At 70.6% G+C, this 13,741-nt stretch carries 14 protein-coding genes; 10 read left to right on the top strand and 4 right to left on the bottom strand.

The features are described from left to right. Positions 1–4 precede the first annotated feature (4 nt). The 8 genes from AC07DU_RS23805 (at position 5) to AC07DU_RS23770 (ending at position 5,015) form a co-directional block, all read left to right on the top strand. Entirely contained in the window at positions 5–589 is a 585-nt protein-coding gene (locus tag AC07DU_RS23805; protein ID WP_453371849.1) for a PaaI family thioesterase, read from the top strand. Further along, a complete protein-coding gene (dut, locus tag AC07DU_RS23800; protein ID WP_360892364.1) occupies positions 589–1,125 on the top strand; it encodes a dUTP diphosphatase in 537 nt (178 codons plus the stop codon). The genes AC07DU_RS23805 and dut overlap by 1 nt, the downstream gene beginning before the upstream one ends. 1 nt (position 1,126) lies before the next feature. Then, entirely contained in the window at positions 1,127–1,912 is a 786-nt protein-coding gene (locus tag AC07DU_RS23795; RefSeq protein ID WP_360892361.1) for a DUF3710 domain-containing protein, read from the top strand. Positions 1,913–2,117: 205 nt separating this feature from the next. Next, a complete protein-coding gene (locus tag AC07DU_RS23790; protein ID WP_479113557.1) occupies positions 2,118–2,321 on the top strand; it encodes a hypothetical protein in 204 nt (67 codons plus the stop codon). Continuing rightward, positions 2,224–3,099, top strand: coding sequence for a sensor histidine kinase (locus tag AC07DU_RS23785; protein ID WP_479113555.1), 876 nt, complete (start codon positions 2,224–2,226; stop codon positions 3,097–3,099). The genes AC07DU_RS23790 and AC07DU_RS23785 overlap by 98 nt, the downstream gene beginning before the upstream one ends. After that, the gene (locus AC07DU_RS23780) at positions 3,096–3,782 is read left to right on the top strand and encodes a response regulator (protein WP_479113450.1); all 687 of its coding nucleotides are present in this window, start codon (positions 3,096–3,098) and stop codon (positions 3,780–3,782) included. The genes AC07DU_RS23785 and AC07DU_RS23780 overlap by 4 nt, the downstream gene beginning before the upstream one ends. 25 nt (positions 3,783–3,807) lie before the next feature. Beyond that, the gene (locus AC07DU_RS23775) at positions 3,808–4,227 is read left to right on the top strand and encodes an OB-fold nucleic acid binding domain-containing protein (RefSeq protein WP_360892353.1); all 420 of its coding nucleotides are present in this window, start codon (positions 3,808–3,810) and stop codon (positions 4,225–4,227) included. A 2-nt stretch (positions 4,228–4,229) separates the two neighbouring features. After that, positions 4,230–5,015, top strand: a complete 786-nt coding sequence (locus AC07DU_RS23770; protein WP_479113448.1) for a DUF3159 domain-containing protein — start codon at positions 4,230–4,232, stop codon at positions 5,013–5,015. A gap of 95 nt (positions 5,016–5,110) precedes the next feature. On the opposite strand, the gene AC07DU_RS23765 is transcribed toward AC07DU_RS23770, so the two are convergent. Together AC07DU_RS23765 and AC07DU_RS23760 are read right to left on the bottom strand one after the other, a co-directional pair. Further along, positions 5,111–5,773, bottom strand: a complete 663-nt coding sequence (locus AC07DU_RS23765; RefSeq protein WP_360892350.1) for a potassium channel family protein — start codon at positions 5,771–5,773, stop codon at positions 5,111–5,113. After that, entirely contained in the window at positions 5,770–6,438 is a 669-nt protein-coding gene (locus AC07DU_RS23760; protein ID WP_360892347.1) for a potassium channel family protein, read from the bottom strand. Before AC07DU_RS23760 ends, AC07DU_RS23765 begins: the two co-directional genes overlap by 4 nt. Before the next feature lie 222 nt (positions 6,439–6,660). On the opposite strand from AC07DU_RS23760, the gene AC07DU_RS23755 reads away from it, so the two are divergent. Then, the gene (locus AC07DU_RS23755; RefSeq protein WP_479032322.1) at positions 6,661–8,715 is read left to right on the top strand and encodes an APC family permease; all 2,055 of its coding nucleotides are present in this window, start codon (positions 6,661–6,663) and stop codon (positions 8,713–8,715) included. A 92-nt stretch (positions 8,716–8,807) separates the two neighbouring features. Next, entirely contained in the window at positions 8,808–10,145 is a 1,338-nt protein-coding gene (locus tag AC07DU_RS23750; RefSeq protein ID WP_479113446.1) for a class I SAM-dependent RNA methyltransferase, read from the top strand. 1,069 nt (positions 10,146–11,214) lie between these two features. Here AC07DU_RS23750 and AC07DU_RS23745 read toward each other — a convergent pair. Further along, entirely contained in the window at positions 11,215–11,373 is a 159-nt protein-coding gene (locus AC07DU_RS23745; RefSeq protein WP_479113444.1) for a hypothetical protein, read from the bottom strand. Between the two features lie 497 nt (positions 11,374–11,870). Continuing rightward, positions 11,871–13,619, bottom strand: coding sequence for a condensation domain-containing protein (locus tag AC07DU_RS23740; RefSeq protein WP_479113442.1), 1,749 nt, complete (start codon positions 13,617–13,619; stop codon positions 11,871–11,873). Positions 13,620–13,741 lie beyond the last annotated feature (122 nt).

Raw genomic sequence — 13,741 nt, 5'->3', positions numbered from 1 at the left:
GGCTGTGAGTGGACGAAACACAGCCTTGACGCCGCCGGCCGATGCCACGGCGCCGGTCCGGCACCCCGATGCGCCGGCGCCCGGCGAGCTCCTCGGTGCGCACTACGAGCACTGTTTCGGCTGCGGCGGGGGCCAGCCCCACGGACTCCACCTGGAGGCGCGTGCGGGTGAGGGCGTGCGCATCAGCGCCGAGTTCACCGTCAAGGCCGCCCACCAGGGTGCCCCCGGTCTCGCCCACGGCGGGGTGCTCGCCACCGCGCTCGACGAGACGCTCGGGTCCCTGAACTGGCTGCTGCGCGTCATCGCCGTGACCGGGCGGCTGGAGACCGACTTCGTGCGGCCGGTGCCCGTGGGCACCGTGCTGTATCTGGAGGCCGAGGTCACCGCCGTCGCCGGACGCAAGATCTACTGCCGTGCGGTCGGCCGGATCGGCGGGCCCGAGGGTCCGGTCGCCGTGCGGGCGGACGCGCTCTTCATAGAGGTGAAGGTCGACCACTTCATCGACAACGGTCGGCCCGAGGAGATCCAGGCGGCGATGGCCGACCCGGACCAGGTCAGGCGCGCACGCGCTTTCGAGGTGAACCCCTGATGTCCCTGAACAACCACGCCCCCGTGGACGTACTGATCCGCCGTCTCGACCCGGAGGTGCCCATTCCGGCCTACGGGCACCCGGGCGACGCCGGCTGCGACCTGGTGACCACCCGGGCCGCCGAGCTGGCGCCCGGCGAGCGGGCCGTGCTGCCCACCGGGGTGTCCATCGCCCTGCCCGACGGGTACGCCGCCTTCGTGCACCCGCGCTCCGGCCTGGCCGCACGCTGCGGGCTCGCGCTCGTGAATGCCCCGGGGACGGTGGATGCCGGGTACCGTGGGGAGATCAAGGTGATCGTGGTCAATCTCGACCCTCGCGAGAGCGTCCGGTTCGAGCGTTTCGACCGCATTGCCCAGCTGGTTGTCCAGCGGGTCGAGAAGGTGCGCTTCCACGAGGTGGCGGAACTTCCCGGCTCGGCCCGGGCCGAGGGGGGCTTCGGCTCCACCGGCGGTCATGCGGCCGTGGCCGGATCGGGGGCTGGTCAGCAGGGTGGGAATGGCTACGCTTCGGTCGTAACCGACCGGGAAGGACAGTGACGTGTTCGGACGTCGCAAGAAGAACGACTCCGCCAAGGACGGCGGCGCGGCCGAGCAGGTCGTAGACGGCGTCGGCTCCGCTGAGCAGGACGATGCGGCGGAGCAGGAGGACACCGCCCGGCCCCGCCGGGTGAACCTGCCGCCGGCCCCGCGGCCCGACGGCCCCTGGGACGTCTCCGAGGTGCTCGGCAACCCGGCCGACGGCCGGGTCGACCTGGGCGGCATCCTCGTACCCGGTGTCGAGGGCATGGAACTGCGGGTCGAGGTCGCCGGTGACGCGATCGTGGCCGCGACCGTGGTGCTGGGCGACAGCGCCGTGCAGCTGCAGGCCTTCGCCGCGCCCAAGAAGGAAGGCATCTGGGGCGAGGTCCGCGAGGAGATCGCCGCGGGCATCACCCAGCAGGGCGGCATCATCGACGAGGTCCAGGGTTCCCTGGGCTGGGAGCTGCGCGCACAGGTGCCCGTACCGCTCCCGGACGGGCAGACCGGCGCGCAGCTGGTCCGCTTCGTCGGCGTCGACGGCCCGCGCTGGTTCCTGCGCGGCGTCATCTCCGGCCAGGGTGCGGTGCGCCCCGAGTCGGCGGGCGTGCTGGAGCAGATCTTCCGGGACACCGTCGTCGTCCGCGGCGACGGCCCGATGGCCCCCCGTGACCCGATCGTCCTGAAGCTGCCGAACGACGCGCAGATGGTGCCGGACGGCGTGCAGACGGAGGAGCAGGAAGGCTCCCGCTTCGGCGGCGGCATGGGGCAGCTGGAGCGCGGCCCGGAGATCACCGAGGTCCGCTGACGGGCCCGCAGCCCTCGGCCGACCCCGCGCACAGGGGGTCGCGTCATGTTCTCGGCCGGTGGGCCCTACTCCTTCGGAGTGGGGCCCACCGGCCGTTTCCGTGTCGGACCGGGGTCCGCCGGGTGCGCGTCAGGGATCCGTGAGGGATGTCCGCTCGGGCCCCGATCGGTGCGTGAACAGCGCGGACGTTCCGGAGAATGGGCGCATGGGACGCGGCAGGCTCAGGATCTATCTCGGCGCGGCGCCCGGTGTGGGCAAGACCTACGCGATGCTCTCCGAGGGCCATCGCCGAGTGGAGCGGGGCGCGCGGACTGCGCCGTCGGTTTCGTCGAGCACAGGCCGAGGAGGCCCGCCGGCTGGCCGAGGGCAACCGGATCCGGACCGCGCTGCTGGCCGCCGTCAGCCATGACCTCCGTACGCCGCCGGCCTCCATCAAGGCCTCCGTCAGCTCCCTGCGCTCGGCCGACGTGGAATGGTCCGAGGAGGACCGGGCCGAGCTCCTCGAAGGCATCGAGGACGGCGCCGACCGCCTCGACCACCTGGTGGGCAACCTGCTGGACATGTCACGGCTGCAGACCGGCACCGTCACCCCGCTGATCCGGGAGATCGACCTCGACGAGGTGGTCCCGATGGCGCTGGGCGGCGTACCCGAGGACAGCGTGGCGCTGGACGTGCCCGAGACGCTGCCCGTGGTGGCGGTGGACCCGGGGCTGCTGGAGCGGACCGTGGCCAACGTGGTGGAGAACGCCGTCAAGTACGGCCCGCCGGGGCTGCCGGTGCTGGCGGCGGCCAGCTTCCTCGGCGACCGGGTCGAGGTGCGGGTCGTCGACCGCGGCCGTGGCGTGCCCGACGAGGCCAAGGACCGGATCTTCGCCCCCTCCAGCGGTACGGAGACGCCCCGCGCGGGGCCGGCGTGGGCCCTCGGGCTCGCGGTCGCCCGCGGCTTCGCCGAGGCCATGGGCGGCACCCTGACGGCCGACGACACCCCCGGCGGCGGGTTGACCATGGTGCTCACCCTGCGTGCGGCGGCCCGCAGCCGGGCGCCGGCGGCGGTCACGGCGGACGGCGCGGGCCGAGGCACCGTGCCGGGCGCGGACGGGGAAGCGGACGCGGACGGTGCCGCGGACATGATGGAACGTGATCACGACCGTGATCGCACGGCGCGACAGAAGGCAGGACCTCAATGACCCGGGTGCTCGTGGTGGAAGACGAGCCGCAGATCGTCCGAGCCCTCGTGATCAATCTCAAGGCACGCAAGTACGAGGTCGACGCCGCCGCCGACGGAGCGAGCGCACTGGAGCTCGCGGCGGCCCGCCACCCGGACGTGGTCCTCCTCGACCTCGGTCTGCCCGATATGGACGGCATCGAGGTGATCAAGGGCCTGCGCGGCTGGACCCGGGTGCCGATCCTCGTCCTCTCGGCCCGCCACACCTCCGACGAGAAGGTCGAGGCCCTGGACGCGGGCGCGGACGACTACGTCACCAAGCCCTTCGGCATGGACGAGCTGCTGGCCCGGCTGCGCGCCGCCGTCCGCCGGGCCGAGCCCCCGACCGGATCCGGCGGCGGCGGGGTGATCGTGGAGACCGAGGGCTTCACGGTGGACCTGGCCGCCAAGAAGGCCGTGCGCGAGGGGCGCGACGAACGGCTGACGCCCACCGAGTGGCACCTGCTGGAGGTCCTGGTCCGCAACGGCGGCAAGCTGGTCAGCCACAAGCAGCTCCTCCAGGAGGTGTGGGGGCCCTCGTACGGCACCGAGACGAACTACCTGCGGGTCTACATGGCCCAGCTGCGGCGCAAGCTGGAGGCGGACCCCTCCCACCCGCGGCACTTCATCACCGAACCGGGCATGGGATACCGCTTCGAGAGGTAGTGGGCGCGCCGGTACGCTTCCCTGTATGAGTGCTGAACCGCGTCCCGAGAAGCCCGCCAAGCCGACCAGGCCGGCGGGCCGGTTCCGCCGGATGATCGAGCGGCTGTCCACCTCGCAGGAGGAGCTGCATTCGGCTGAGCTGCAGGAGGACGCAGAAGCCGCAGGGTGCACGCGGATCTGCGACTGCGACGACCGCCAGATAGTCAAGGTGACCGGGACCCTGCGTACGGTCACCCTGCGGCCGCGGGCGGGCGTCCCCGCCCTGGAGGCCGAGCTGTTCGACGGCTCGGCGGCGCTGGACGTGGTCTGGCTCGGGCGTCGCTCGATCGTGGGAATCGAGCCCGGTCGCCGCATGATCGCCTCCGGGCGCATCTCCATGACCCACGGCCGTCGGGTGCTCTTCAACCCGAAGTACGAACTCCGACCGCTCGGACAGGAGCACTGACGGTGACGTCACTCGACAAACGGAACACCCCGGAATCGGACGCCACGCCTTCCCCGGGCGCCGCCTCCCAGGCCTCTGCCGCCGCGTACCCGGCCCCGGCCCCCGCCTCGCAGGCCTCTTCCGAGGACCAGAGCGCGGTGACCCAGGCGGCGCTCTTCGACGCCTTCGGCGGCATCCGCGGCACCGTGGAGACGATGCTCCCCGGGCTGCTCTTCGTCATGATCTACACGATCACCAAGGACGTGAAGATGTCCGCCATCGCCGCGGGCGCGCTCGCGGTCCTGCTGGTGATCGCGCGGCTGCTGCGCAAGGACACGGTGAAGCACGCCTTCAGCGGGGTCTTCGGTGTGGGCGTGGGCGTGGCCTTCGCCCTCTTCACGGGTGACCCGAAGGGCTTCTACCTGCCGGGCATGATCTACGGCGCCGGCCTGGGGGTGGCCTTCACGGTCTCGGCCCTGGTGGGCTTCCCGCTCCTGGGCGTGATCCTGGGCCCGGTGTTCAAGGAGAACCTCTCCTGGCGCACCCGCAACCCGGGCCGCAAGAAGGCGTACACCAAGGCCAGTCTGGCCTGGGGGCTCATCTTCCTCGCCAAGTACGCGATCCTGTTCCCGCTGTACTGGTGGGGCGACGCGACGCAGCTGGGCTGGGTGCTGATCGCGCTGAAGCTGCCGCCGATGGTGCTCGCGGTGTACTTCACCTGGGTGTTCCTGGCGAAGGCGCCGCCGCCGATCGATGTGATCGCGGAGTGGGAGGCCAAGGAAGCCGCCGCCGGGAAGCAGGGGGCCTGAGCCGTCCGCCGCCTACGGGTGCGGCGGCGGGCCTGAAGCCGCATGCGAAGGGGGCGGGGCGACCGACCGGTCGTCCCGCCCCCTTCGGCATGCCGTCAGCTACGGGCCTGGAGGAGGTCCTCCAGCTGTTCCTCGCGGGCCTGGGCGGCCACGAAGAGGAGTTCGTCGCCCGGCTCCAGGGTCTCCTCCGCGTGCGGGGTGAGGACCCGGTTGCCCCGGATGATCGTGACCAGCGAGGTGTCCTCGGGCCAGGTGATGTCGCCGATCTGGGTACCCGCGACCGAGGAGTCGGACGGCAGGGTCAGCTCGACGAGGTTGGCGTCACCGTGGCTGAAGCGCAGCAGCCGTACCAGGTCGCCGACGCTGACGGCCTCCTCGACCAGGGCCGACATCAGGCGCGGCGTCGAGACGGCGACGTCGACGCCCCAGGACTCGTTGAAGAGCCACTCGTTCTTCGGGTTGTTGACGCGGGCCACCACGCGCGGCACCCCGTACTCGGTCTTGGCGAGCAGCGAGACGACGAGGTTGACCTTGTCGTCACCGGTCGCGGCGATGACCACGTTGCAGCGCTGCAGCGCCGCCTCGTCCAGCGAGGTGATCTCGCAGGCGTCGGCCAGCAGCCACTCCGCCTGCGGCACCCGCTCCACCGAGATGGCGGTCGGCGCCTTGTCGACCAGCAGCACCTCGTGGCCGTTCTCCAGCAGTTCGCCCGCGATGGAGCGGCCCACCGCGCCTGCCCCGGCGATCGCGACCCTCATGCTTGTGCCTCCTCAGGCCCCTCGGCGAACGCCGCCTCGACCTTGTCGATCTCGTCCGTACGCATCATCACGTGGACGAGGTCGCCCTCCTGCAGGACCGTCGCCGACGTGGGCAGCATGGCCTCGCCCAGGCGGGTGAGGAAGGCGACGCGCACGCCGGTCTCCTCCTGGAGCCGGCTGACCTTGTGACCGATCCAGGCGGGGGAGGTGTGCACCTCGGCGAGCTGCACGCCGCCGCTCGGGTCGCGCCACAGCGGCTCGGCGCCCGACGGCAGCAGCCGTCGCAGCATCTGATCGGCGGTCCACCGGACGGTGGCGACGGTGGGGATGCCCAGACGCTGGTAGACCTCGGCGCGCTTGGGGTCGTAGATGCGCGCGGCGACGTTCTCGACGCCGAACATCTCCCGCGCGACGCGCGCGGCGATGATGTTGGAATTGTCACCACTGCTGACGGCGGCGAAGGCGCCCGCGTCCTCGATGCCGGCCTCCCGCAGGGTGTCCTGGTCGAAGCCGACCCCGGTGACGCGGCGGCCGCCGAATCCGGCGCCGAGCCGGCGGAATGCGGTGGGGTCCTGGTCGACGACTGCGACCGTGTGCCCCTGCTGTTCCAGGGTTTGCGCGAGGGCGGAGCCCACTCTTCCGCAGCCCATAATGACGATGTGCACGGCCGTCCTTCCGGCTGTCAGCGACTCGCTGGTTTCCAGCCTCATTGCATGCTCTGGATGAACAGGGTCTCAGACCGTGGCCCAAGCTACACACGGGCGGTCACCGGTGTGGCCACTTGGGACGCAGTCGTGTGGTGCGCCCGGGGAGGAAATGCGACGGGATTGCAGTGTGTGGGGGTGGAGGGTTCGTCAGGCTGATTTCGAACGCTTACGATCCTGTGCGTGTCCAAACTGACCGACGTGCCCAAACGGATCCTGATCGGCCGGGCGCTACGCAGCGACCGCCTCGGAGAAACCCTCCTCCCCAAGCGGATCGCACTTCCCGTCTTCGCGTCCGACCCGCTCTCGTCGGTGGCGTATGCCCCCGGCGAGGTCCTGCTGGTCCTGTCGATCGCGGGCGTGTCGGCGTACCACTTCAGCCCGTGGATCGCCGCCGCGGTCGTCGTGCTGATGTTCACCGTGGTGGCCTCGTACCGGCAGAACGTCCACGCCTATCCGAGCGGCGGCGGTGACTACGAGGTCGCCAACACCAACCTCGGGCCCAAGGCCGGTCTCACCGTCGCGAGCGCCCTGCTCGTCGACTACGTCCTGACCGTGGCCGTCTCGATCTCCTCCGGCGTCGAGAACCTCGGCTCCGCCGTCGATTTCGTCATCGAGCACAAGGTGCTCTCGGCGATGATCATGATTCTGCTGCTCACGCTGATGAATCTGCGCGGGGTCAAGGAGTCCGGGAACCTCTTCGCCATCCCGACCTATGTCTTCGTCGGCGCCGTATTCGTGATGATCGCCTGGGGCGCCTGGCGGGGCATCGTCGTCGGCGACACGATGAAGGCCCCCACCGCGGACCTGGTGATCAAGGCCGAACACCAGGGCCTGGCCGGTTTCGCACTGGTCTTCCTGCTGCTGAGGGCCTTCTCCTCCGGCTGCGCCGCGCTGACCGGCGTCGAGGCCATCAGCAACGGCGTACCCGCCTTCCGCAAACCCAAGAGCAAGAACGCGGCCACCACCCTCGCCCTCATGGGCGCCCTGGCCGTCACCATGTTCTGCGGGATCATCGCCCTGGCCATGACCACCCACGTGCGGATGGCCGAGAAGCCGGCCACCGACCTCCTGGCGGACGGCGTCGCCGTCGGCGAGGGATACGTCCAGAACCCGGTGATCTCCCAGGTGGCCGAAGCCGTCTTCGGCAAGGGCAGCTTCCTGTTCATCGTGCTCGCCGCGGCCACCGCGCTCGTGCTGTTCCTGGCCGCCAACACCGCGTACAACGGCTTCCCGCTGCTCGGCTCGATCCTCGCCCAGGACCGGTACCTGCCGCGTCAGCTCCACACGCGGGGCGACCGGCTGGCCTTCTCCAACGGCATCGTGCTGCTCGCGGGCGCCGCGATGCTGCTCGTGTGGATCTACGACGCCGACTCGACCAAGCTGATCCAGCTCTACATCGTCGGCGTCTTCGTCTCCTTCACGCTGAGCCAGATCGGCATGGTCCGGCACTGGAACCGCCATCTGAAGGCGGAGCGGGACCAGGCCGCCCGGCGCAGGATGCACCGCTCCCGGGCCATCAACACCTTCGGCGCCTTCTTCACCGGCATGGTGCTGGTCGTCGTCCTCGCCACCAAGTTCACGCACGGCGCCTGGGTCGCGCTGCTCGGCATGGTGATCTTCTACGCCACGATGAGCGCGATCCGCAAGCACTACGACCGGGTCTCCGCCGAGATCGCCGCGGCCGAGGGCCCGAGCGACGACAGCGTGCGGCCCTCCCGGGTCCACTCGATCGTCCTGGTCTCCAAGGTCCACAAGCCCACGCTGCGCGCCCTGGCCTTCGCCAAGCTGACCCGCTCGGACACCCTGGAGGCGCTCAGCATCAGCGTCGACCCGGTCGAGACCAAGGCGCTGCGCGAGGAGTGGGAGCGCCGCGGGATCAACGTCCCGCTGAAGATCCTCGACTCGCCGTACCGGGAGATCACCCGCCCGGTGGTGGAGTACGTGAAGGGCCTGCGCAGCGAGAACCCGCGCGACGCGGTCAGCGTCTACATCCCGGAGTACGTCGTCGGCCGCTGGTACGAGCACCTGCTGCACAACCAGAGCGCGCTGCGCCTCAAGGGCCGGCTCCTGTTCACCCCCGGTGTGATGGTCACCTCGGTGCCCTACCAGCTGGAGTCCTCGGAGCTCGCCAAGAGGCGGGCGAAGAAGCGCCAAGAATGGAACGCCCCGGGCTCGGTGCGCCGCGGTCCCGTGGACACCCCGCGGCCGCCCAGGGAGCCCAGCGCGAAGGGCTGAACCGGTTGGTGAACGGCCGGACGAGATCCACGTAAACTGGTGGGTCGGTCGTCCGGCCGTTCCCCGTTTCAGTTTTTTGGAGTCTCCCCACCATGACGAGCGCCGAGCAGAACGAGAAGCAGTCACTGGTCGGGGAGGAGTACGAGGTCGAGGTCGGCCCCGTCGCGCACGGCGGGCACTGCATCGCCCGCACCGAGGACGGCCGGGTCCTGTTCGTCCGGCACACCCTGCCCGGCGAGAAGGTCGTCGCGAAGGTGACCGAGGGCGACGCGGACTCCCGCTACCTGCGCGCCGACGCGATCACCGTGCTGGAAGCCTCCAAGGACCGCGTGCCGGCCCCCTGCCCGTACGCCGGGCCCGGCAAGTGCGGCGGCTGCGACTGGCAGCACGCCAAGCCCGGCGCCCAGCGGCGGCTCAAGGGCGAGGTCGTCGCCGAGCAGCTGAAGCGGCTCGCCGGGCTCACCCCGGAGGAGGCCGGCTGGGACGGCACGGTCATGCCGGCCGAGGGCGACAAGCTGCCCGCCGGCGAGGTCCCCCAGTGGCGCACGCGCGTGCAGTTCGCCATCGACGAGGACGGCATCGCGGGCCTGCGCAAGCACCGCTCGCACGAGATCGAGCCGATCGACCACTGCATGATCGCGGCGCCGGGCGTCAGCGAGCTGGGCATCGAGAAGCAGGACTGGCCCCAGATGGCCACCGTCGAGGCCATCGCCGCCTCCGGTTCCGGCGACCGCCAGGTCGTCCTCACCCCGCGCCCCGGCGGCCGCCTGCCCCTCGTCGAGCTGGACAAGCCCGTCTCGGTCCTGCGGGTCGAGGAGAAGGACGGCGGGGTCCACCGCGTCCACGGCCGCCCCTTCGTCCGCGAGCGCGCGGACGGCCGTACGTACCGCGTGGGCATGGGCGGCTTCTGGCAGGTCCACCCGCAGGCCGCGGACACCCTGATCAAGGCGGTCATGCAGGGCCTGATGCCGCGCAAGGGCGAGATGGCCCTCGACCTCTACTGCGGCGTCGGCATCTTCGCGGGCGCGCTGGCCGAGCGGCTCGGCGACACGGGCGCGGTGCTCGGCATCGAGTCGACGAAGCGCGCGGTGGAGGACGCCCGCCACAACCTCGAGGACTTCCCCCGGGTCCGGATCGAGCAGGGCAAGGTCGAGCAGATCCTGCCGAAGACCGGGATCACCGAGTGCGACCTGGTCGTCCTGGACCCGCCCCGCGCGGGCGCCGGCAAGCAGACGGTCCGCCACGTCGCGGGCCTGTCCGCCCGCCGCATCGCCTACGTGGCGTGCGACCCGGCGGCACTGGCCCGCGACCTGGGCTACTTCAAGGAGAACGGCTACAAGGTGCGCACGCTGCGCGTGTTCGACCTGTTCCCGATGACGCATCACGTCGAGTGCGTCGCGATCCTTGAGCCTGCTGAAAAGGGCCGCTGACCTGCTGTTTCTCCGGGTGTGCGTTATGGGCGTTACGTGCGGCAGGTGCGATATCTTGACGTATATCTGACGCACGTGACGCACGTTTGACGCATGAACGGCGCACTCTCTGATGGGTCGTCATGCGTGATTGGCGACCGCCGGGCGGAGCCCTCAGCTGTATGGCGGTGGGCACCTTGAAGGGGCGGGGGGACCGGCTGTCGAGCTGTTGGCCGCACCCGCCCATCCGCTTCTCGCTACGTTCCGTGACGCCGAGTGGGTGTCCGGTGCGTGTTGTGTCAGGGGCCGTAGGGGCTCCAGTGCCCGAGGAATGTCCTGAGGTCGTCGGCTCGTGTTCGGGGACGTCGGGCAGCCGGGGCGGTGTGTTCAGCTCGAAGACCAACTCGCCCAGATCGCCCAGGAGGTCACCCTTCGCGGCGAAGCCGCCGAACGCAGACGTCTCGACGAGATCGAAGCAGCGCGTCAGAAGCGCGTCCGCTGGGAAGCTTCCTGCGCCTCGAAGTGCCTGACGCGGTACGCCTCGGCGTACTGGACGCGCGCTTCTTCCATGGCGGGGGACGGTTGGGGGTGTCGGCCCATTCGCTTGGCCGGTGCGGCTGGCCGCCGCTGAGGACGATGCGGGGGCCGTTCGGACGGGGTGAACGACGGTCTGGGCAACGCCGTCCTGGACATCACCTTCGAGGTACAGCCTATGGACCCGCTCCGGAATCGCGTGTCGTGGAGCATGCGTACTGGCCCGGGCGGAAAGAGCCCGCCCTCGATGGGGCGGCGCGTGAGCTCCTCAAGGCCACCTACCTCCGCCCACTCCGAGACGCCGAAGCTGAACTCCGGTCGGGCGGGGGTCTCGGCTGTCGCGGATCCTCGCCAGCTATCCCGCGATGAAGGACCAGGACAAGCACGACTTCGACGCGAAGAACGACTCGGCTTCCACACTCGTGGGAATCCTCAGCCGTGCCGAACACCACATCGGGCAGAACGCCGCCGTCGCCGCGGCCCGAGAAGACATCAACACGGCGTCTCTGCAGGAGTTTGCGATTGGCGGAGACGTGCTCCGAGCGAAGATTCGGGGTCACAGGCGACGCAGATCGACATCCTGGCCCGCTGCGCCGAGGTCGAGCCCCGTTTCGCCGATGCCCGCGTCCCGGAACATCGGATCGGCGACAGGCCGGCCCGGCCCGCAGTCCGTGTGGAGGCGGAGCGGCAGCAGGACGGCACCGTGGTCGTACACACCTACGGCATGGAGGTGCCAGCGTCACGCTCTCCTGGGGATGCGCCGAAGAAGCCGCAAGCACCCTTGCCGCGCGGGACGAGGGAGACAGGCGGTGAACAACCAGTAAGGTGCGCTCGCCCTTGCCGTCGCGCACGTGCAGCCGGGCGAGATTGACGGGCGGTTCGAGGGCAGGTCGGGCCGCCACCGCGTCCAGGAGGCGGGCGCGCAGGTTCGCGCCCGCCAAACGATGGCACCAGATCGCGCCTGGTCTGACAGGCCGCGGTCCCGGGCGAGCAGCGCGGCCAGGTTGTGCACGTTGGCCCCCCGCCGCGTGGTCGCGTTCCTCGGCCGCGCGGGCGCGCTCGCACAGCTTCGCCACCCACTCGTCCAGCGACGGGGAGGCCGGGCGTGGGCGGGAGACCAGGGGGAAGCGCCGGACTGTCGGTCCGATGGCGTGCATCCCGATCACGCCCGGGCGTCGGAGACGGAAGGGCGGAGCCGGCCCGGCACGGGCCTCAGACGAGGAGCCGCGGCTTCCCCGTCGCCAGGTGTTTGGTGGCCTCGGTGACCACCACGAGTGCGGGCGCGGCGTCGTCGAGCATGTACGTGATGCGTTCGCCCGGGTAGTTGGGGTCGATCGGCAGGTATGCCGCGCCGGTCTTCAGCACGGCGAGCATCGACGCCACCATCTCTACGGAGCGGGGCACGGCCAGCGCCACGAGTTGTTCGGGGCCGACACCGAGGGCGCGCAGGGTGCGGGCCAGGTCGTCCGCCTGCGCGTTGAGCCGGGCGTACGACACCTCCTCGTCCTCGAACGCGACGGCGGTCGCCTCGGGCGAGCGCCGCGCCTGCTCCTCGAAGAGTTCGTGGACCGCGACGGCGGGCACCTCCCGGGCGGTGTCGTTGAACTCCGCCACGGCCTGCCGCTGTTCCTCTGGTGTGAGGAGGCCGACGTCGCGGGTGAGGAGTCGCGGGGTGGCCTCGGCGACGGTGGTGAGGACCCGGGTGAACCGCTTGACCAGGTCGTCGATGTCGCTCTCGCCGTACAGGTCCGGGCGGTAGGTGAAGTCCAGCGTCAACCGGTCGCCGGGAAGAACGATGAGGGCCAGCGGATAGTGCACGTCGTTGTGCGTGTGGAGACCGGTGACCCGCAGGCCGTGCACCTCCGAGAGCGCCTCCGGGCTCAGCGGGTAGTTCTCGAACACCACCAGCGTGTCGAAGAGTTCGCCGCCGATGTCCGTCAGGCGCTGGATGTCGGCCATGCCCAGGTGCTGGTGCGCGGACAGTTCGGCCTGTTCCTGCTGGAGGCGTGCCGCCAGGTCCAGCAGCGGCTCGGACGGATCGAGCCGGACCCGTACCGGCAGGGTGTTGATGAACAGACCGATCATCGACTCGATGCCGGGCACCTCCGGCGGGCGGCCCGACACGGTGGCCCCGAAGACGATGTCCTCCCGTCCGGTCAGACGCGCCAGCAGCAACCCCCAGGCCACCTGCAACGCCGTGCTCAGCGTCAGCCCGTGCCGGCGCGCCTGGCCGGTCAGGGCCTGTGTCAGCTCCAGCGGAAGGCTGACGACACGATGGTGCGGCGTGACGGACGCGTGGCTGTCGGCGTGGGGGGTGAGGCGGGTGGGTTCGTCGAGGCCGGTGAGTGCTGTGCGCCAGGCGTTTTCGGCGGCGGGGGTGTCCTGTGTGGTGAGCCAGCGGAAGTAGTTCTCGTAGGGAACGGCGGGGGGCAGGCTGTGGCTGTCTGCGTGGTTGCCGTAGAGGGTGAAGAGTTCCTGCATCACGAGGGGCATGGACCAGCCGTCGAGCAGGAGGTGGTGGGTGGTGAACAGGAAGCGGTGGCGGTCCTGGCCGAGGCGGACGAGTGTGAACCGCAGCAACGGTGCCGTCGAGAGGGTGAAACGCCGCTCCCGGTCGGCACGGGCGATCGCGTCCGCCTCCACCTCACTGCCGGCCACCGCCTCGGTCCACGGCAGCACCACATGGGACTGCACGACCTGCACGCTGTCACCCTGCGGACGACGGCGCACACTGATGCGGAGGTTGCCGTGGCGGTTCAGCAGCGCCTCGGCGGCGGCGCGCAGCGCGCCGGTGTCCAGCGGGCCTTCCAGGTCGATGCCCAGCTGGACGTTGTAGACGTCGGGTGCCCGGTCGTCGTACGCGGCGTGGAACACCAGCCCTTCCTGCAACGCCGTCAGCGGCAGGACGTTCTCGATCCTGGGCTTGCTCCGGAGGGTCTTCTCCACCGTCAGATCTCCCATGCTTCGTCGAGCTCCTCTTGGAACTGGTCTATGTCGTCTTGGGTGAGGGTCACGAAGGGGAGGTCGGAGGGGCTGTGCCCGCCGGTGCCGGGCGTCCGGGCGTGCGTGGCGAGGGTTTCGAG

Source organism: Streptomyces sp. NPDC045695, from assembly GCF_056432025.1.
Note: the sequence above shows the minus strand (reverse complement) of the source record. Positions and strands in the feature narration are given on the sequence as shown.

Excerpts from the sequence above, each read along its gene's own strand:
- AC07DU_RS23765 (WP_360892350.1), bottom strand. The coding sequence starts at position 5,773 with ATGAGGGTCGCGATCGCCGGGGCAGGCGCGGTGGGCCGCTCCATCGCG.
- AC07DU_RS23775 (WP_360892353.1), top strand. The coding sequence starts at position 3,808 with ATGAGTGCTGAACCGCGTCCCGAGAAGCCCGCCAAGCCGACCAGGCCG.
- AC07DU_RS23790 (WP_479113557.1), top strand. The coding sequence starts at position 2,118 with ATGGGACGCGGCAGGCTCAGGATCTATCTCGGCGCGGCGCCCGGTGTG.
- AC07DU_RS23750 (WP_479113446.1), top strand. The coding sequence starts at position 8,808 with ATGACGAGCGCCGAGCAGAACGAGAAGCAGTCACTGGTCGGGGAGGAG.
- AC07DU_RS23780 (WP_479113450.1), top strand. The coding sequence starts at position 3,096 with ATGACCCGGGTGCTCGTGGTGGAAGACGAGCCGCAGATCGTCCGAGCC.
- dut (WP_360892364.1), top strand. The coding sequence starts at position 589 with ATGTCCCTGAACAACCACGCCCCCGTGGACGTACTGATCCGCCGTCTC.
- AC07DU_RS23740 (WP_479113442.1), bottom strand. The coding sequence starts at position 13,619 with ATGGGAGATCTGACGGTGGAGAAGACCCTCCGGAGCAAGCCCAGGATC.